This window comes from Enterococcus sp. DIV1279b (assembly GCF_050531515.1).
In the GTDB taxonomy this organism is placed as follows: Bacteria; Bacillota; Bacilli; order Lactobacillales; family Enterococcaceae; genus Enterococcus_D; species Enterococcus_D casseliflavus.
This window is the reverse complement of record NZ_CP172891.1, coordinates 1782612-1800955: the sequence shown is the minus strand read 5'-3', so window position 1 is coordinate 1800955 and position 18344 is coordinate 1782612. Positions and strand designations below refer to the sequence as shown.

23 protein-coding genes are annotated in these 18344 nt (G+C 41.7%); 14 read left to right on the top strand and 9 right to left on the bottom strand.

From position 1 onward, the window contains the following. Window positions 1-121: 121 nt before the first annotated feature. Complete coding sequence (locus tag IGI71_RS08475) at window positions 122-508, bottom strand: hypothetical protein (protein ID WP_074535834.1); 387 nt, start codon at window positions 506-508, stop codon at window positions 122-124. Window positions 509-710: 202 nt separating this feature from the next. On the opposite strand from IGI71_RS08475, the gene IGI71_RS08470 reads away from it, so the two are divergent. The 4 genes from IGI71_RS08470 to IGI71_RS08455 all read left to right on the top strand — a co-directional run bounded on the left by IGI71_RS08470 (window position 711) and on the right by IGI71_RS08455 (window position 2127). After that, the gene (locus IGI71_RS08470) at window positions 711-1079 is read left to right on the top strand and encodes a hypothetical protein (RefSeq protein WP_074535836.1); all 369 of its coding nucleotides are present in this window, start codon (window positions 711-713) and stop codon (window positions 1077-1079) included. 36 nt (window positions 1080-1115) lie between these two features. Continuing rightward, the gene (locus IGI71_RS08465) at window positions 1116-1394 is read left to right on the top strand and encodes a hypothetical protein (protein ID WP_010748343.1); all 279 of its coding nucleotides are present in this window, start codon (window positions 1116-1118) and stop codon (window positions 1392-1394) included. After that, window positions 1391-1678, top strand: a complete 288-nt coding sequence (locus IGI71_RS08460) for a hypothetical protein (protein ID WP_128489701.1) — start codon at window positions 1391-1393, stop codon at window positions 1676-1678. Before IGI71_RS08465 ends, IGI71_RS08460 begins: the two co-directional genes overlap by 4 nt. A gap of 95 nt (window positions 1679-1773) precedes the next feature. Then, window positions 1774-2127, top strand: coding sequence for a DUF2200 domain-containing protein (locus IGI71_RS08455; protein WP_015509694.1), 354 nt, complete (start codon window positions 1774-1776; stop codon window positions 2125-2127). Between the two features lie 315 nt (window positions 2128-2442). On the opposite strand, the gene rsgA is transcribed toward IGI71_RS08455, so the two are convergent. Both rsgA and mgtE read right to left on the bottom strand, forming a co-directional pair. Further along, a complete protein-coding gene (rsgA, locus tag IGI71_RS08450) occupies window positions 2443-3384 on the bottom strand; it encodes a ribosome small subunit-dependent GTPase A (protein WP_128489699.1) in 942 nt (313 codons plus the stop codon). 152 nt (window positions 3385-3536) lie between these two features. Next, window positions 3537-4901 carry a magnesium transporter gene (gene mgtE / locus IGI71_RS08445; RefSeq protein WP_074535841.1) on the bottom strand — a complete coding sequence of 455 codons (1365 nt, stop codon included), beginning with the start codon at window positions 4899-4901 and terminating at the stop codon, window positions 3537-3539. 409 nt (window positions 4902-5310) lie between these two features. On the opposite strand from mgtE, the gene IGI71_RS08440 reads away from it, so the two are divergent. Then, window positions 5311-6297: a DNA/RNA non-specific endonuclease gene (locus IGI71_RS08440; RefSeq protein ID WP_008379949.1), complete on the top strand. Its 987-nt coding sequence runs from the start codon at window positions 5311-5313 to the stop codon at window positions 6295-6297. 32 nt (window positions 6298-6329) lie between these two features. On the opposite strand, the gene IGI71_RS08435 is transcribed toward IGI71_RS08440, so the two are convergent. Then, entirely contained in the window at window positions 6330-6584 is a 255-nt protein-coding gene (locus tag IGI71_RS08435) for a LexA family protein (protein ID WP_016620130.1), read from the bottom strand. 341 nt (window positions 6585-6925) lie between these two features. On the opposite strand from IGI71_RS08435, the gene IGI71_RS08430 reads away from it, so the two are divergent. Further along, on the top strand, window positions 6926-7411 hold the full coding sequence (locus tag IGI71_RS08430; protein ID WP_086295381.1) for an AmiS/UreI family transporter: 486 nt from the start codon (window positions 6926-6928) through the stop codon (window positions 7409-7411). Between the two features lie 16 nt (window positions 7412-7427). Here IGI71_RS08430 and IGI71_RS08425 read toward each other — a convergent pair whose 3' ends face one another. Then, a complete protein-coding gene (locus IGI71_RS08425) occupies window positions 7428-8690 on the bottom strand; it encodes a glycosyltransferase (protein WP_128489639.1) in 1263 nt (420 codons plus the stop codon). A 162-nt stretch (window positions 8691-8852) separates the two neighbouring features. On the opposite strand from IGI71_RS08425, the gene IGI71_RS08420 reads away from it, so the two are divergent. The 4 genes from IGI71_RS08420 (at window position 8853) to IGI71_RS08405 (ending at window position 11105) form a co-directional block, all read left to right on the top strand. Next, window positions 8853-9245 (top strand): hypothetical protein, encoded by a 393-nt coding sequence (locus IGI71_RS08420; RefSeq protein ID WP_010748336.1) that lies wholly within the window; start codon window positions 8853-8855, stop codon window positions 9243-9245. A gap of 61 nt (window positions 9246-9306) precedes the next feature. Next, on the top strand, window positions 9307-9846 hold the full coding sequence (locus tag IGI71_RS08415; RefSeq protein ID WP_086295377.1) for a sigma-70 family RNA polymerase sigma factor: 540 nt from the start codon (window positions 9307-9309) through the stop codon (window positions 9844-9846). Next, a complete protein-coding gene (locus IGI71_RS08410) occupies window positions 9836-10630 on the top strand; it encodes a hypothetical protein (protein WP_005226067.1) in 795 nt (264 codons plus the stop codon). Before IGI71_RS08415 ends, IGI71_RS08410 begins: the two co-directional genes overlap by 11 nt. A 307-nt stretch (window positions 10631-10937) precedes the next feature. Further along, complete coding sequence (locus tag IGI71_RS08405; RefSeq protein WP_185080173.1) at window positions 10938-11105, top strand: hypothetical protein; 168 nt, start codon at window positions 10938-10940, stop codon at window positions 11103-11105. 242 nt (window positions 11106-11347) lie between these two features. Here the strand turns inward: IGI71_RS08405 and IGI71_RS08400 are convergent, their stop codons facing one another. Next, entirely contained in the window at window positions 11348-12673 is a 1326-nt protein-coding gene (locus IGI71_RS08400) for a dihydrolipoyl dehydrogenase family protein (RefSeq protein WP_430616336.1), read from the bottom strand. Window positions 12674-12856: 183 nt separating this feature from the next. Between IGI71_RS08400 and IGI71_RS08395 the strand changes: the two genes are divergently transcribed. Further along, on the top strand, window positions 12857-13045 hold the full coding sequence (locus IGI71_RS08395; RefSeq protein WP_005226063.1) for a hypothetical protein: 189 nt from the start codon (window positions 12857-12859) through the stop codon (window positions 13043-13045). Window positions 13046-13107: 62 nt separating this feature from the next. Here the strand turns inward: IGI71_RS08395 and IGI71_RS08390 are convergent, their stop codons facing one another. The 3 genes from IGI71_RS08390 to IGI71_RS08380 all read right to left on the bottom strand — a co-directional run bounded on the left by IGI71_RS08390 (window position 13108) and on the right by IGI71_RS08380 (window position 15647). Continuing rightward, on the bottom strand, window positions 13108-14085 hold the full coding sequence (locus tag IGI71_RS08390) for a Gfo/Idh/MocA family protein (protein ID WP_128489635.1): 978 nt from the start codon (window positions 14083-14085) through the stop codon (window positions 13108-13110). 23 nt (window positions 14086-14108) lie between these two features. After that, a complete protein-coding gene (locus tag IGI71_RS08385; RefSeq protein ID WP_080542651.1) occupies window positions 14109-14507 on the bottom strand; it encodes a heme-binding protein in 399 nt (132 codons plus the stop codon). Between the two features lie 114 nt (window positions 14508-14621). Next, on the bottom strand, window positions 14622-15647 hold the full coding sequence (locus IGI71_RS08380) for a Gfo/Idh/MocA family oxidoreductase (protein WP_121261368.1): 1026 nt from the start codon (window positions 15645-15647) through the stop codon (window positions 14622-14624). Window positions 15648-15851: 204 nt separating this feature from the next. Here IGI71_RS08380 and IGI71_RS08375 point away from each other — a divergent pair, with 204 nt between their 5' ends. The 3 genes from IGI71_RS08375 (at window position 15852) to IGI71_RS08365 (ending at window position 18090) form a co-directional block, all read left to right on the top strand. After that, window positions 15852-16745: a MurR/RpiR family transcriptional regulator gene (locus IGI71_RS08375; protein ID WP_010748330.1), complete on the top strand. Its 894-nt coding sequence runs from the start codon at window positions 15852-15854 to the stop codon at window positions 16743-16745. Further along, window positions 16742-17707, top strand: coding sequence for a Gfo/Idh/MocA family protein (locus IGI71_RS08370; protein WP_430616335.1), 966 nt, complete (start codon window positions 16742-16744; stop codon window positions 17705-17707). The genes IGI71_RS08375 and IGI71_RS08370 overlap by 4 nt, the downstream gene beginning before the upstream one ends. Window positions 17708-17865: 158 nt before the next feature. Next, entirely contained in the window at window positions 17866-18090 is a 225-nt protein-coding gene (locus IGI71_RS08365; RefSeq protein ID WP_005226057.1) for a hypothetical protein, read from the top strand. Window positions 18091-18344 lie beyond the last annotated feature (254 nt).

Here is an 18344-nt window from a genome sequence, read left to right as displayed (position 1 = left end):
GCTACTTAGGTTCAACCCATTTTTTGGGAAAAGAAACATCTTGCTGCAGTGATTTAGCCGAAAAAAGCACTCAATAAAGGGAGTGCTTTTTTTCGTTTCCATTGGCGATACTTTCGTATGGCTAGTCACTTGGTAGCCAATACAATGGACTTAGCTGTAGATTTTCCCAATACGGGTTGTGAAACCCTATCAAATAGTGCATAGCTAAATACCCAAAAATCATAAAGCCAAATGACAAAGTCACGATCCGTCCCCACCGTGGTATTTCTTTGATAAATAGACCTAGCATACCTATCAATAAGGGGAACGAATAATTAAACAGTAAATCACTTCTAATATTTTGGTTCCGAGGATCCTTCATTATTTTGTCATTTAAGCCCCAACTTATGCCGACGATCACAAACATAAGCGCCAGAATAGTCAATCGTTTGGGATCAAAAAGCCACTGTTCTTTATCTTTCCTACTTGCAAAGTAGATCGTAAGCAGGACCACGATTAATCCAGACATATTTCGCCAGCTATTTTCTAAAACGTTCATGATTACTTCAGGATAAATTATAACATATATAGTATAAAAAAACGATACCCGCCACTATCCCCTTGTTTGATGCACTTTTTAGATGTTTCATAGAAGAATCAGAAATTTAAAAATCTGTTCGCTTTACAAAAGAGAACGTATGTTTGTATTATATAGATAAGAGGTGATTGCTATGGGTATGCTGCAACCATATGAAGATCGGAAAAAGCTAAAGTGGCAAGGATTCTTTTTATCTGAGCATACAACTGAAATTGAAGAAGAGCCGACACGCACGTTTGATTGTCCGCCTAAGCCGTCACTCACAACGGAAGAAATCAATCAATGCTTATTCGAAGCGATGAAAAAGAATCTAACTGTGGCGATCCAACGAGAAGAAGTCAATGAAGAAGGTGGCTATCCCCCAGATATTGTCGGAAAAATCAACGGATACGACACATTGGGCATTTATTTGACGGGAGAAACCACAGAAAAAATTCATTATGATGAGATTCGTCATGTTGCTTTTTATGAAGAGAAAAAATGGTTTGATCTCAACGAATGATCCGCTTTTTACTACTTACTAAAGGAGGAATACCTGATGCAAACACAAAAAGGCGCTGTCTCAAAAATAAGGATCGTCTCCTTTGCCCCCTCCCCTTTGGTCCGCTTTACACTAGGCACCACCAACTGTTTGATTGCGAAGCACAGTTTGAATTTTTTAGGCGATGTTGATGAGGGCATGTTTCTAACTGTGGGTGGCTATTGGAATAAGCGCCACCAATTCGTGGTGCAAAAGTATACGGTATACGGCAAAACAAAAATCATGTTGGATATCGATGCCTATCGACAAAAAACAGTAAAGGCGGGTTCATTATGAGAGCAAGAGACCTCTTGACAGCACTGACAACGTCGTCGAGTGCAGCAGATTACCAAGGAATTTATTTAACTTACAAAGAAAACCTGATTCCTTTTACGACGATCGCACAAGATAGTAATAACCAATTGATTTTATTTTTCGAACCCAAAAAGCCTGCTTTGACTCTGAAAGAATTATATACACAGCTAATGCTGCATAAGAATTTGGACTTGCTCTATTGGGATGGCGAGTCACGACAAAAGGTATTGGGGTTTCGTGAACAAGAAGAAAAAATCATCCTTTAGTCCCCTCGCCTATTTTGGCACACAACAAACGTTGAAAATCTCGGCAAAAAGAAAAAAATGAAGTATACTTTGTGTAAAGACTAAAGGAGTTTATCATGAAAAATCAAAAGATTACCCAAATGAGTTTTGCGAAAGTCTATCCTCTGTATATTGCCAAAGCAGAACGGAAAAATCGGACAAAAGAAGAAGTAGATCAGATTATTACCTGGCTGACTGGGTATGACCAAGAAACACTCCAACAGATGGCTGATGATGTTTCTTTTGAACGCTTTTTTAAGCAAGCCCCTCAGCTCAATCCTGCACGAAAACAGATTACTGGTGTGATTTGCGGGATTCGGGTAGAAGAGATCGAAGAGCCAATAGTTCAAGAAATTCGTTACCTAGATAAACTGATCGATGAATTGGCGAAAGGAAAAGCCATGACGAAAATTCTGCGCTCTGCTGAATGAGGCGTTTTTTTCGAGTTGCTATTTAAGAATCAACGCTTTATACTAGAAATACCTTGGCAGGGGCAAATCATTGCTCAAAACACAGTGGGACAACACCCCACTGTGTTTTTTTATCCTGCTTTTCTTGACGACAGCTTGTAACCAGGCAGGCGATCTTAGTTTAGTTCAACCACTTAGCATGTAGTGCCCTTTGGAATTGGCCGCCTTTTCGTGAAAACACAAGAACGTTGGCTGCGGCTCTCCTCTTCTTTACTCAACAAGGCGCTCTTGACACGTACAAAAAAGCACTCCTCTTATAGAAAGGAGTGCTAACTATTACTTTTTCATTTCTTTGATCTGTTCTTTTCGTTTCAAATACGCCAGCTCTTTTTCCATTTTGCGATAGCGAGCGAAGGCTGCTTCTGAAAGCTCACCGGCAGCAATAGCTGCTTTGACCGCACATTTCGGTTCTGTTTCATGCTGACAGTCTCTGAAGAAACAACCTTCAGCATATTGACTGATCGCTTCAAAGGATTGCTCGATCGAAGCTGACCGAACGGTACTGATGCCAACTTCCCGCATGCCAGGAGTATCGATGATCATTGCGCCAGAGGGCAGTGTGAACAACTGGCGACTCGTCGTCGTGTGTCGTCCTCGACTATCCTCTCGTATGTCATTGGTTTTTTGAACGGCTTGCTCCATGAGCTGATTTAATAAGCTGGACTTCCCAACGCCTGACGAACCGATAAATGCACTGATTTTTCCGTCTGAAAAGTAGGCTTCTGTCAGCAATTCGTTCGGTTCATAAATAGAAGTAGCGAATGCTTTCACACCAAAAGCATCGTTTAATGCTTGCAACAGCTCTGCTTTTTCATCAGCTGTGACTTGATCGGCTTTGGTCAAGAGAATCACTGGGTTAGCGCCACTGTCCCAAGCGATCGTGACAAAGCGCTCTAACCGAGCGAAATTGAATTCTTCATTGGCGCTGGTTGCAATAAAAACCGTGTCGATGTTCGCAGCGATCCCTTGTTCATCCGTCCGATTTCCAGCTACTTTTCGTTGTAAAAAACTCTTTCGTGGGAGCAAAGCATCAATCAAGAAATGATCTTGATCATACACCTGCCCTTGGACAAAATCACCAACAATAGGATAATCCTTTGGCACTCGTGCCTGTTGACGAAATTTTCCTGAAACGGTTGCTAAACATTCTTCTCCTGTGGTCAGGCGGACTTTTGCGATATCCTTAGCCTGAAAGACCACGATTCCTTGTTTTTCCATGATTTCCCTCCAGTTAATTAGGAGGCCGCACTTAAAAAGAGAAACCTCCGAGTTGATGTTGCTTCATTTGATTTGTCATAGGACATTTCCCCTTTCTATGTTGTGCTCATCATGCGATGTCGCTTTATTATACCACTGGAACGGACAGTATGCTAAAGCAAATGACCCAAAAGAACATTTACTGAAACGAAGTAGATAAACAAGCCAGCAATATCTTTGATCGAGGTGATGATCGGTGCCGAACCGGCTGCTTGGTCGATGTTTAGTTTAATAAGTACAAACGGGACTAAAAAGCCAAGTGCTGCGGCTAAGGTCATAGCAAAAACTAATGAAATCCCAACAGCGACCCCTAACATCGGGATCCCTTGCCAAAGTGAAGCAGCGGTTCCAGAGATGATCCCGACGATCAAGCCTAGACTCAAACCGATCCAAACTTCTTTAAAGAAATGGCGGGTGAAGGTTGAAAGATCAATATGCCCTAACGACATTCCCCGAACAAATACAGTAGAGGATTGTGTACCAACGTTTCCACCCATATCCATGATCAAAGGAATAAAAATCGCAACGGCTGCCACCGACTCCAACGTTTGTTCAAATTCATCAATGACGACCCCAGCTAAAAGCCCAGCAACAAGCGTGATCACTAAGAATGGCAAGCGGACTTTCCAGATTTGCCACAGGCTGCCATTGATCAAAACATTACTACGGTCTGCTTCATTAGAAGCAACATCGACTAAACCAGCGGCATTAAACATGTCTTCCGTTGTTTCTTGCTCGATGACATCGATCGCGTCATCGACGGTAATGATCCCAACGATTCGTGATTCCTTGTCTACGACTGGCAGCGCAATGATATCTAGTTCATTTAGCAAACGGGCTGCTTCTTCCTGGTCGGTGTCCGTGGTCACATAAATAACTTTTTGGGACATGATCTCACTGATGCGTTGCTCCCCTTGTGCCATTAAGAGATCTTTCAGCGACAAAACACCTTCTAACGTTTTCGTTTGATCAGTAACATAAAGCGTATAGATCGTTTCTTTTTCTTTGGCTTGCATTCGCACTTTTTCTAACGCTTGATTGACCGTCATATCTTTTTTCAATGTGATGAATTCCGGTGTCATCAAACGACCCGCAGTTTCGGCTTCATACCCTAGTAAGAGGTTTGTTGCAGCACGTTCATCCGGTGCCATTGATTGTAAAAGTTTTTGTGTTACGGTCGCTGGCAACTCATCCAAGAGTCTTACTCGGACATCTGGTGCCATTTCGTTCACAAACTCGGTTGCCCGTTCATCGGTGAAAGAGCGTAATAAGTGTTGTTGTGTAGCTGGTGTCAAATCTTCAAACAGGATAAGTGCTTTATCTTTCGGTAATAGTCGGAAAACGATCACTTTTTCATCCGCGGATAAATTGCTGAACAATTGTAACAACGGCAGCTCTTCCATTCCTGATACGAGTTCTTTTAATTTTTCAGAGTCTTTCTGATTTAAATAATGTAAGATGGTTTCTTGCTGGTTCATGGGATACACTCCTTCTCCTGTAATTTTGCTCAAAGAAAGAAAGGAAATCGTTCAGAAAATTGTCCAGATTTCTTTCGTTTGAAGGTTGCGTGCTATACAGCTGAAATTTCGTTCCGCAGCTGGAGATGCCTGTTATTAAAACAAGCATCAAAGGGAAATAGCAACAACTTTATTCATTATATCACATAGTTTTTTTAAAACATGAAAAATTTGACTTGCAAATAAAAAAAACCATTCAGGCATGTTCCCTTGGTAAAGAAAGTGGGTTAAGAACATTTGAGATCAAAAAGCAAAAGAAACCTGAAAGTTCTGTAAAACGCTCCATGCAAATGGTATGATGAATGGGTTGCAGTTTTTTTACTCCCCGTTTATGCTAACTATACATCAATGAAAAGAGAGGCAAAAAAAGATGGCAAAGAAAAAAACATTTATCGGATCGGTCACTGCGCTTCTCGCACTCGCAGCAGTCGGATTTAGTTTCCTACACAGTAATGATCTATTCCCAAATCACAAAACACCATCATCAGAAGTGGCAGTCACTTCTGCTAAGGATATTCGTGCAGATGAGCTGGCACAGTTAACTTACCAAGGCACCCAAACGATTGAAGTCAATCAGAACATTCCTGAGTTTTCAGAAGATGATCTTTCCCTTGAAAATGGCGCCTGGGAAGCATACGGCGACCTCGATCACCTCAATCGTGCGACATCTGCTGAAGCAATGTTGAATCAATCCTTGATGCCCACGGAAAAGCGTGGCGATATTTCCAGTGTGAAACCGACAGGTTGGCGTAATAAACAGCTCCCCAATGGGAAATATTTATATAATCGAACCCACTTGATTGGCTTTGCTTTAGCTGGCGAAAATGCAAACTGGAAGAATCTGATCACAGGGACAAGTCAGTTGAACAATCCCGAGATGTTGCGCTTAGAAATGGATATCAACTATTATCTCAAGCAAGATAAAAATCATTATGTCCGATATTCCGTCACCCCGATCTATCGCGATGACGAGCTGGTTGCCCGTGGGGTACAGATGCAAGCCCAATCTATTGGCGAGGATACGATCCAATTCAACTATTATATCTTCAACATCCAAGATGGTGTCACAATCAACTATGCGGATGGTAGCAGCGAGATTTCCAACGAAGATATGACGCAGCCGGAGAATGCTACAAGTAGTGAAAACAACACGACAACAGCCACTTCTCAAAGCAGTGAAACAGAGGAAAAACAGAAAGAATATGTCGATCAACAAGGAAACGGTTTGATCAAAGGATCAAGAAGCGGCATCTATCATTTGCCCGGATCTAAATACTACGAGGATACTACCAACCCGAAAGAATGGTTCAAAACCATCGCTGAAGCGGAAGCTGCCGGCTACCGTGCACCAAAATAAAAAAGCCTTAGGCTTTTTTATTTTGGTTTTATTTATTCTTCGTTGGCTTGTGCTTGTCGCAACACTTTGACATAGGCCTTCCCTTCGTCTGTAAAACGAACCGAACGTGACTTAAAGCGATAAGCTCGGTAAATCAGGCCTCTTTTTTCAAGACGCAATAAATGACGATAAACCAAAGAAGTTGTTTTTATCTCTTCATTGGCACAGATTTCTCGTATGGTAGGTGCGCAACCTTGAGCTTGCATATATTCGTCAATAAAAAGTAAGATTCGATCTTTTCTCGGCATAATTCCTCCTTTCCGCAAAACAGTCTTCACTGCTGCAAATTCGTAAAAACCGATAAGCTACTGCCTCGTCAGCTTTTTGTCCAATTAATACACTGAAAATCTATTGTTCCTCTCTCTTTTCCCATTCTTCCAACGAGTTAAAGTTACTTTTAAACGCTGGAATTTTCCCCTTAACGAGAAAAGCATCGGCTAGCAGCGCTCTTTGGTATTGATTTTATCAAATTTAGCAGCAAAAAATAGCAAATTTCAAAATTACTTTCCTTTTTATTGACCTAAAAATAAATAGAGCTATTATTTTTTCTTAGAATTTGTTATTCTAAATTTAAGTAAAGGAGGATTTTATGTTAGGGATCGGTTTATTTTTTGTAGGAATTACTTTGATAATCAACGGCTGGGGCAGCTTACTTCACATTGACTACCGCTCACTTGCTTTGATCAATCTTTTTACAGGTTCGTTATCTTTTATTATCAATCTAATCTATATGCTTCAAGGCGCTTATTATGAAGCAGGCACTGGCTTTCTCTTTGCCTTCACGTACTTATTGGTAGGGATCATTTACCTTTTTGATTTAGATCTACGTATTTATGGGATTTTTGCGCTATTCGTAGCCATCAATACCTTGCCTTTTGCTTGGGTCTCTTGGCAATGGGAGCAAGATCCCCTCTTTGCATTGATTTGGTTAACATGGGGAGCGTTATGGTTTTGCGGCTTTTTGGATACGATCGTGAAGGTAAACTTTGGTCGTAAGATTCATTATTTTGCGATCGCTTGTGGTATCTTCACTACGTGGGTCCCAGGCTTGCTGATGCTATTAGATCTCTATTAAAAAAAGAGTGATTATCTCAATGATAATCGCTCTTTTTTTTAGTAGAAAAATTGTTTTTTTCTAAAAAGTGTTCAATCTCCTGCATCGCTTTCTGAGGACCATTTGTCGGGAAATCCTTCTTTAACTGATAGGCTTGTTGGCAAATCTTCGGAGCACCAACCTCAGTCAGGGCAGCTTCCAGCTTTTTCTCAGTTAAGGGTTTTGTCAGTGCGATTGCATTGCCATACGCCACGCAGTACTGAATATTGCAGCATTGCTCATAGTGCATCCCAATTCCGATAAACGGCTTCCCAGATGCACAAGCTGTTTGAACAGTCCCTTCCCCACCATGGATAAAAGAAAAATCGATATGCTCATGCAATAGATGACTTGGCAGATATTCGGTCAAGAACAGATTCTCTGAGTCGTTGTGTTTCCCCTTGAGTAGATGTGTAACCGGAGCAATGATCGCTAGTTCCGAACGGTTTCGCAAGAAAGCTAAGATTTTTCGCACCATGCGCGGATTCCCCGAACTGCCCATCGCAAAATAAACGATTCGTTTTCTTTCCCGCCGCTTTTGTTGAATAAAAGTCAACACTTCGTCTGGTAAAGAAGACCCGAGCTTCGCAAAAATCGGCCCAACGATTTGATAATTTTCTGGCAGCTGCTCTTTCGTTAAAAATAAATCAGGAGTGGTGATGAGATTTAAATCAGCGTCCATCATTCGTAAGCTCGTTTCAGGCATAAAAAGTTTTTCTGTTTGAGCAGCGTGTTTGAATGCTCGGGGCATCCAGCGGGATTTTACCAGTTGTTTTCTTATCCAATACCAAAGTGGTTTCCTTAGCGGTCCTAAGAAACGCAAACTAGAAGGGATAAATGCGCTATCTGATCGAAAAAAGGGATCGCTCATCGCATAGGGTTTTACGTAGACTAAGGGAATCTGTTTGCTGCGAGCAGATAGAAAGATCGTGACATTCGATCCAGTTACAATGACCTGAGGAGCAAGTTTATCGATCAGCTTTTGTTCGCTCAGAATACGCGCGGCAACCATCTCTTTGGTGAAGGGATTTTTGATTGAGCGTAGTTGATCTAATTTTATGATCTGTTCCTCTTGTTTTTCTGTCAGAGTCGGCGTCAGCAAATGGTACGTAAAGCCACTTTCAGTGATAAGTGAAGCAAAGGTTTTTGAAAAACCAAAGAACTCGCAGTGGTGATTTCCTTGCATTTGTTTAGCGACTTCGATCATCCTTGTCGTTTCAGCCAAGTTGAATACCGCAGGCGCAAAAAGAATCGTTGGCATGAAATCCTCCTTATGTATCGAGTCCATCCACTCGTTTCTTTCAAGTATACTAAAAGTAGGCACATGTAGGAGAAGTTTTTTTGCAGATCTTCTCGTTCATCTTTTTACATTATTTAATTAAAAATTTGCTATAATAAAGAAAACCTTTCAAGGAGTAAACCAATGCGAAAAAAAATATCTTCCTTGCGGCTTAGTACATTATCAAGCGGGCTCATTCTCTTTGCTTTCTTTTTCTTGATTCAACAATTTTGGGAAATGGTTGTTTCTGACTTTGCACTTTTGCCTTCGCTGGCATTCATCCAAATTCTCTTGATGATCCTTTCAACCTTTCTCATTAGCAAGTTTGTTAAAAAACGCTCGTGGCGGCAAGTGCTTTTTGGCAGCTACCTATTCATCATCGGCTCGCTATTTTCTTTCTGGCTAGCAAATAATCCATTGGAGCTGCAAGCAGTCATTCTTTATATGATAGGCGCTTTTTTTGGCGGCATTCTTTGGGAATATTTGGCCCAGCGCTTGGCAACAGATCTTCTGGCCAAAGAACATGAACCTCGTTAACAGAGGTTTTTTTCTTTTTCTGATAGAAAAGGCAAACATTCTTCGTATATAGTGTGAAGGAGTGAAAAAGGTGCAGGATAAAGAAATCATTGAACGAATCAAAAAGAAAGACTATGCCGGCTTAGAAGAACTGTTAGCTGTTTATGGTGATAGCATGCTGAGGACGATTCATAGTGTCCTCTCCCAACCGCATGAAGTGAGCGAGCGCCAAGATGTAGCGAACGAAGTTTTTTACGAGGTTTGGCAAAAGATTGCTGCGTACCAACCAGAAAGAAGCCGCTTGATTACTTGGCTGCTTTTGATCAGTCGTAGTCGTGCGATTGACCACAAGCGGAAGTTGAACAAGCGCTCACTGGAAGAAAAACCTGTTGATGAGCAGGAACTAGCTATTGAAGAATCACCTTTGACAAAGGAAACCTTTTTGGGCTTTATTGAAGACCTTGAAGCCCTCGATCAAAGGATTTTTCTGCTCTACTATTTTTACCAAGAGTCACCCGAAACCATCGCAGAGCAGACGGACTTAAATGTCTCAGCGATCTACAATCGTCTTTCCCGTGGCCGCAAACGCTTAAAAGAAAGGATGACTATCGATGGATTTTAAACAGTTAGTCTTAAATGAAAACAATTCACTGACAAAAATATCTGAACAAGAAAAAGCAGCAACCTTCGAGCTGTCCAAACAATATGTTTTCTTGCAAGATCTATTAGAGGAGCTTCGGACGCTTTTAGCAAAAGACGAAACGATTCTTGGCTATCTGCCTTTGACGCCAGATGGAAACCTCGCCTTCGCCAATCAAGGGCTTGGCGCCTATGCCTATGCAACAACCGAGAAAGCAAAAGCATACCGTGACATCTTTCATGATACCCGCGGCAATCGTTTGTTAGTTTTCACAGAAACCCGCATGCTTTTTCTGGTCATCATCGACTATTTAGAAAGTAACACCTATTTCAGTTACCCCTATGAGACCATCAAGGCGTTCACGATCAAGCCAAGAAAGCTGATGAAGCACGAATCACCAGAGGATAAAGAACAATTCCATTGGGGCTATTTCGACTTTCAGGCAGGGACGCACATTTTCTCAGAAGTACTGACGAAAAAAGACTACGAATTATTTACGTCCTATCATGAATCGATCCCTGCACTCAAGAAAATTCCGATTCAAAACAAAGTTTACCGAGCAGCGAAATATCAGTATTTCCTGAGTAATTGGCATTTCAGTTTTCGCTTGATGACCGCTTTCAACCTGCTTTTTCTGCTGCTGTTTGTATTAATGATTCTCGGATTTTTCTTACACATTGGTCCACTAAAAGGATTTTATTATAAGGATCTGTTGGACATAGGTATGGTCATTTCCCTTTTTCATAGTAAGAACATCTTGCCATAAAAAAGGACTGCTGCTCCTTCCTAAGCATTTCTTTTATATCAATTGAATAAAGCACCAGATTTTCTACAAAAGAGTACCCCTTGCAGGATTCAAGTCAAAATGAATGCTGCAAGAGGTATTTTTCGTCTCGGACAATTGGGATATTCCTAACCGTTCGTTTTTTCATTTCCTTTTGAAATTCTCAGATTTCTTGTGAATTTTTCAGAAGACTCCACTCATAATTTCATACATGCCTAATGGGATTATTTTTTCCTTCACGCTTGCTTTTTAGGAAGAAACGTTATGATGATTTTACTTGCTAGGAGGTGTGAAAAATCGAACTTATCGGACATTTGGTCTTTTGGATTCCGTTTTGTCTTTTTCTAGTGATTGGATCGTTTTTCATACAATGGCGGAAACGTTTCGTTTCAACCCTTATTGCAGCGATCCCGTTTCTCTTTTTTATGGTAAAAATATTCAATTATCGGCATTATGAGCCAGATTCTGTTTTCATCATCTATTTGGTCGGACTCTTCTTGTCAGCGATCTTACTGATTGCAGCTGTCCGCCGGCTGTCAAAAAAAGCCTAAACCTAGGGTTACTAGAAAACAAAGACATGGCTTAAATGAAACCCAGCCTAACTTTAAGGTTCATTTAAGGTTCACGGACTATAGTCAATACGGACATAATAATTTAGAGCCTGTGCTAGCGGAAACTAGCGCAGGCTTGTTTGATTATTTATAGAAAATAGGACAAATCGCTAGCAGGTGTTGGGTAGGCAAAAATCATTTGGGCCAGCGCTTCTTTCGATAGCTGATTCTCCAACACAAAAACGAAGTGGTTGATCAACTCATCGGCCAATGCAGAAACAATCGTGACCGCAACGATGGTATCAGATGTGTTATAAACCAATTTGATTTTTGCATCTTGATCATTGATTCGTCGATAGGTATACCAAGAAGAAAAATCCATCACCTCGCTATGATATTCTGAGGCATTATCGGCAATCTCTTGCTCACTGATCCCGACTCTTGCCAGTTTTTCCGCACCAAAAACCAGCGTAGGGATCAGCGGATAGCGGATGGGTGTTTTCTGATCATCTATATGCTCGACAAGATAGGCGGCTTCAAAGCTGGCAACAGGCGTCAGTTTGGGCTGCTTTTTCGCTAGCACATCCCCGATTGCATAGATGTGTCTTTGACTAGTCTGCAAAAATTCATTAACTACGATCCCTTGTTTTGACGTTTCTACCCCTGCCTTTTCCAGTTGCAGCTGATCGCTATTGGGTCTGCGTCCCGTGGCACCAATCACTGCTTCTACGGTGAGAGACAATGCTTGTGTCTGAATTGTATAGTGGTTTTGTTCTTTCATGATTCGCTGTGTGTTCTGGTTAAAGTGAAACGAAACACCTTGGTCCTGCATTGAACGAACCATTTCTGCGGTCAATTCAGCATCAAATCCTTTTAATGGCTGGTCATTATGATGAATCACATGAACTTCAGCACCTGCTGCTTGAGCGATCATCGCCAGTTCGAAGGTAATATAACCAGCACCTATGAAAGCAATCGTTGCTGGCATCTTTTCAAAGGAAAGAAAATCAGTACTGCTTTGTAAATGTTCCTTGCCGACGATTGGCAGTACCGCTGGACGCTGTCCTGTCGCAATAATTATTTTTTCTGCTTGAATCTCTTCTGCGTCCACGACGACCGTATGGGCATCACGAAAAGCGGCTTGTCCGTAGTAAGTAGTGATTCCTTCTGCTAGTAACCCTTGTTTGGTTGACTCCGGCACCCGATCGGTATACGAGCGCTTAAACGCCATCAGTACTGGCCAATCAATGGCTACCTGCCCTTGAACGCCATTGCCTTGCATACGTTTCGCCTCTGTTTTGACTTCTACGCCTCGCATCAGTAGTTTTTTCGGATCGCACCCGCGATTGGGGCAAGTGCCACCCCATAAATCGGCTTCAACGATCGCCACTGTCTTACCTTTGGCTTTTAACCCATAGGCAGCAGCCGTTCCAGCTGGACCCGCTCCGATAATCAGTACATCCACCTTTTTCATCTGTCTCCTCCTTCTCCTAAAAAAATATTCCTGCGCTTTCTCTTCCCTTCAAGTATAGCGAATCACGGCCAGTCGACAAAACAATTCGCCTTTAGCGGCTCCTGCGAAAGATCACATTCAGCCCTTGAAGTTGCATTTGATGTGGTATACTTTTCTTGTCAGTTTAACGACAAAGGAGAATGAATGACTGTGAGTTTTAAACGTTTTTTTCAGCTCTTTCTTTTTTATTTTCTCTCGATTCTGGTGGCATATGGCCTGATTGCATTTCTAGCAGTAGATAACTTTTGGCTGGTGGTCTGTTTGATGACGATTGTCGGCTACCTCACATTGGGTATCCCACTAACCTTATTGAGTTTAAAGAAGAAAAAATAAGACAACAGACAAAGACACCAGCAACTTTTCTAAGAAGCTGGTGTCTTTCCTCATTGATGCGATTATCCTAATACGATCTGGGCATCTGCCAATGCTTTTTCCACGACTTCCATCACCAGCTTGCTATGGGCAAGACGTTCCTTGACAAAGGCCTGATCATTTTCGTGAATGGCTTGTGCAAAACGGACAAATTCTTCAAACATACGATGTCCGTGAACGCTGCGATCCTGATGGCTTTTTGCCCCATGGACCGGTTCAACGTCATAGCTGGCAAGCATATTCGTCGGCCCATTGACGATGATCGATCCTTTCGTCCCTTGGATCGTTGAACGAATCGTCGCTGTCGAATCTTTGGCGCCGATACAAACGACTTTTGTTTGTTCATAGTCTAAAAACAGCATGCCAGAAGTATCGATCCCCTGTTCGACATTAGCAAAATAGCGGACACTTTTTGGTTTTCCTAAAAGCCCGACGACAAAATGAATATTATAGATATTGATATCCATCAATGCCCCACCACCCATTTTCGGGTTAAATGCAGGTAAAACGGTTCCCTCTTTGAATAAATCATAACGAGAAGAATACTGCGAATAGTTGCATTCAATCACTTTTAGCTCTCCCAATGTTTCAAGCTGCGCTTTTATTCCTTGATAGTTGGCTAAGTACTGATTTGTGATGGCTTCCATCAAAAGCACCTCATGGGCAGCAGCCAATTCTGCTAATTCTACTAATTCTCGTGTCTGCAACGTAAATGGCTTTTCACAAATGACATGTTTGCCAGCGAGGATCGCTTCTTTGGCAAAGGAATAATGCAAATGATTGGGCAGTGCGACATACACGGTGTCAACGGATGGATCCGCCAAACATGCCCCTAACTCTGTGTAGACGGTTTGAATCCCGTATTGCTGTTTTAAGTGATTCATTTTCTCTAAATCATTTTCTGTCCCAAAAATAGCGGACAGTTCAAGTTGTGGGACATCCCCTGCCACCGTTAAAAAATCATGGACGATCATGCCTGCCCCTAAAATCGCTAAGTTCATCTTGCTTCCCCTTTTCTATCTTCTTAAATCATTTGTTTCAATACTTCGGTGATCACTTTATGATCCTCTAAATGAGCCAAACCTGACACACAGATAGCACCCGTGACTTTTCTGTCTTCGATAATTGGAAAACCACCACCACAAATTGCATAATGTTCGTCTTGTGCCCATTTAGCAAATTGTATATCTCTATCTTTTTGCGCATAGACGTACAGTGAACTATGCCCGCTTTCTAGTACCGTTCGTTCTTTTCTTTCAAGCCAAGGGCTCTCTTTTCGCCCTGCCATTAAAAATCGAATGATCGGCAAGCCCTGATGAACAACTTTGATCCCTACCGGCTTCGGGTAATTCCTTTTAACGTACTGATCGATGGCAATAACCAACCGCAATGCGAGGTCATTGTCAAAATGAGCAAACTGCAGCTGCTGTTCTTCTTGCAGGATTTCTGAAGGTTCGATTCGGATCTCCTCCTTTACGTTGAGTCAGTTGATGCCTTCAGGCGCTTTGTTTGTCAAAAGCCCCATAATCACCCTGCCTTATGACTCAGTAATCACTTGATTGATGCCTGTTTCTAGCATTTCGATTTGTAAAATCGTTTCTTCGTCTTTCACGATTTTCTCTTTGCCATGGATGATCGTTTCATAGACGCCCTCATACACACGGCTATAATCACCAATTTCAGAGATGACTTTTTCTTCATGGTAGTTCCCGTTAGCATCCATATAAGTTAGTGTGCCATAGTGCTCTGGCAAATCGATCCCAAAATCGGCATGATCCGGGAGATAAAACTGTTTTAGATGCTCTTCTTGTCGATCCTTCGTTTGTTTTACAAAAACGCCGTTTTCGCCATAAACGACAAAACTAGGCCGCTCTTTTAATCGGAAGTAACTAGATTTGACTGAGACTTTCATTCGACCATAAAACAGATCCAAATCGAAGTAATCATTCATGCGATTTTTTCCAAGCAATTGCCGAACCTCATAATGGACATCGTCTGGTTGTCCAAAATAGGAGATCACTTGGTCCAGTGTATGACAAGCGTGTCCGTACAAGTAGCTTGTATTCAATGAAAATTCGGTCACTGACCGCGGAACCTCTGGACGAAAATAATCATAATGCATCTCTACTTCTAAGAGATCTCCGAGCACGCCGCTTTCGATCACTTTTTGCGTCGTCAAAAAATCGGAATCAAAGCGGCGATTTTGATAGCATTGCACAAACAAGCCTTTCTCCTGCGCCAGTGCGAACAATTCCTTTGCTTGTGCCGAAGTTTCCGTAAAAGGTTTTTCGATCAAGACATTTTTCCCATGAAGCAAGACATCCTTGCCTAATTCATAATGCAAATGACTGGGGGTCGTGACCACAACTAATTGAATTTCAGGATCACGGTAGATATCCTCTAAGTCAGAGGTGTAATGAACACCTTCTAGTGTTGGCCAGGTCAGCTTTCCGCTTGGTGAATAGATCGTCTTTACTTTGATCTTATCCTGCAGCTTGGTTGAAAAAGGCAGATGGTAGCGATTGGTGCTTTTTCCGTTTCCGAGATATGCGATAGTTAACATTATGACGCCTCCTATGAATTGATAGCTTGATTATTGCTGATATCCTTCGAAATGAGAAGTCTTTTGCCAAAAACAGGTTCTTTTGACCAGACTTTTTCGCAAACTGCTGAGTGGTTCTGAACATTTTTACCAAATTGCCAAAAAGGTACAGTTTTTGCTTTTGGTTTTCTTTGTCCTAGGCTATGATTAGAAAGAGGTGGTTTGATGTTATTAGGAGATAAATTACGGCTTCAAGAAGGATTGACCAATACGGAGAAACGGATTGCCGATTATATTTTGCAAAATATCAATGATGTGCCTTCGTTGACGATTGAAGTCATCGCTAAGCATACATACACATCCCACTCTTCCGTCATTCGTCTAGCCAAAAAGATGGGGTATGAAGGATTTAAAAGTTTTCGCTTAGGTCTGGCTGAAATTGCCCATAATCAGATGTTCAACCCAACCTTTGTTGACGCGAATTTTCCCTTTTCGCCTAAGGATCAAACACCTGATATTTTGAAAAAAATGGCCGATCTAACGATCAACTCGATCCACAAAACCCATGCTCAGGTCGCTCCAGAAATGATGGAAGCAGTGGTGCAATCGTTGGAAGCTGCGCAACGGATTTTCTTATTTGCTCGCGGCGATTCTCAGATCCGAGCAAGAAGTTTTCAAAATAAGTTGGTCAAAATCAATAAGTATCTGATCGTAGCTGATGAATATGGGGATGATGCGTGGAATGCATCGAACGTCACGCAAAATGATTGTGCCGTGTTTATTACCTACCGTGGGAAAAATACGCAATACGAAAAAATCATGCAGCACTTTCGTGATGTCGGGGTACCAGTGATCGTGATTTCTGGAAACGCCCATGCGAAAATCATCCCATTAGCGACCCATGCGATCATCGCTTCTCATGATGAACGTGATTTTCTCAAAGTCGGCACCTTTTCTTCACAGGTCGCCTTTGAGTATATTTTAGATTCACTGTTTGCATTGCTGTATGCCAAAGAATACCAAAAAAATATTGTCGAGTTAAGAAAAAAACAAACTGTTTTGGAATCAGGGATTCTCTCAGAATACCCGTCAACTGAAGAAAAGAGGGAAATGAAATGATCAATTGGGGAATTATTGGTGCCGGAAATATCGCCAATCGCTTTGCTGCAAGTTTAGAAAATTTTCAAGTCGCCCAGCTTTATGGGGTTGCTTGTCGTACGATGGAAAAAGCGCAAGCGTTTCAAGCAAAATTTCCGTGTGATGCCGTCTTTGATGACTACCAAAACCTATTAGATGATCCAACTATCGATGTCGTTTATATTGCTTTGCCACATTTGTATCATTATGAATGGATCATCAAAGCCTTTCAAGCGAAAAAAGCTGTTTTATGTGAAAAACCAGCAACCTTGACTGCACAAGAAATGCGCGATGTACAAAAACAAGCTCAAGCACACGAAGTCTTCTTTATGGAAGCCATGAAGCCACGCTTCACCCCAGCGTATCGCAAACTAAAGGAACTTGTGGATGGTGGTCATATCGGTGAGCTAACAAGTGTCACGACTACTTTTCGCCGCCATTTACCAGTCGAAGGCAGTTCTTACCATTATCTGCCAAAACAAGGGGGTGCTTTACTGGATATGGGGATCTATAACTTAGCCTTTATCCAAGATTTTTCATCAGAAAATTTAACTGCCGAATTGATCGATTACAGCCTGTATGAAACTGGGGTTGATACCTACGTTGAAGCACGCTTTGTCAGTGAAGACTTTGTTGCAGTGATTGAGACTGGATTTGACCAAACAAAAGAGACGGTGGCGGAATTACAAGGAACAAAAGGGAAAATCACGATCCCCAACTTCCATCGCCCCGCTTCTTTTACAGTGACGATTGACCAAGAAGACACGGTCTATGATATTGGGTACGAGATCGATGATTTCCATTCAGAGATTCAAGCAGTTCACACCGCGCTTGCACAAGGACAACTCGAAAATCCCCTGATGTCCTTAACAGATAGTATTGCCTGTATCGCTTTAGCAGATGAACTAAGAAGCTTGCTAGATGCGGAAAAAAAAGACAATTAAGATCATGCCCCATCGTTTTTGAATAGAACTGACCAGTGGTTGCCACTCGGTCAGTTTTTTTGTCAAAAATTGAGCGCTTTCTTTGACGCTGTTGAAATGGTTATATTATATTTATTGAGTATATTTTTATACAAATAAAAAAAGAAAGGAAAACGCTTATGACTCCAGAAATTATAACGTACCTTATTTGTTTATTGACCTTCGCTTATCTAGCTGTGACGGTTTTTACTTTTGTAAAAAATCGTCGGACAGGTGACGGCTATCGCCTCCGTATTTTTTACGTGTTGGCAGCAGCACTCGTCTTTTTGCTTTCCGTTTATGCAATCGCTACCGGTCAAACCTATGACGACTTAGTGACATCGATAAATGATCTTTTTCAATAAAACAACGACGGCACGAACCCCTGCGGATCTCTTCGTTTGTGAACCTGTGGTTGAGGGAAGGATCAAAACAGAAACGAGCCAATGAAAGACTGCTAATCGATGGCTTTTCCATCAGGATCTGCTAAGCCGAATCAATGTCTTTCAATAAATGATGTCTGATTTTTTTATGGAGGTGTGCATGCTCATTCAGCTTAAAGAAGCGAAGCTTTCCGATCTGCTTTCAATCTACTTGATACAAAAAGCGGCCTTCAAAC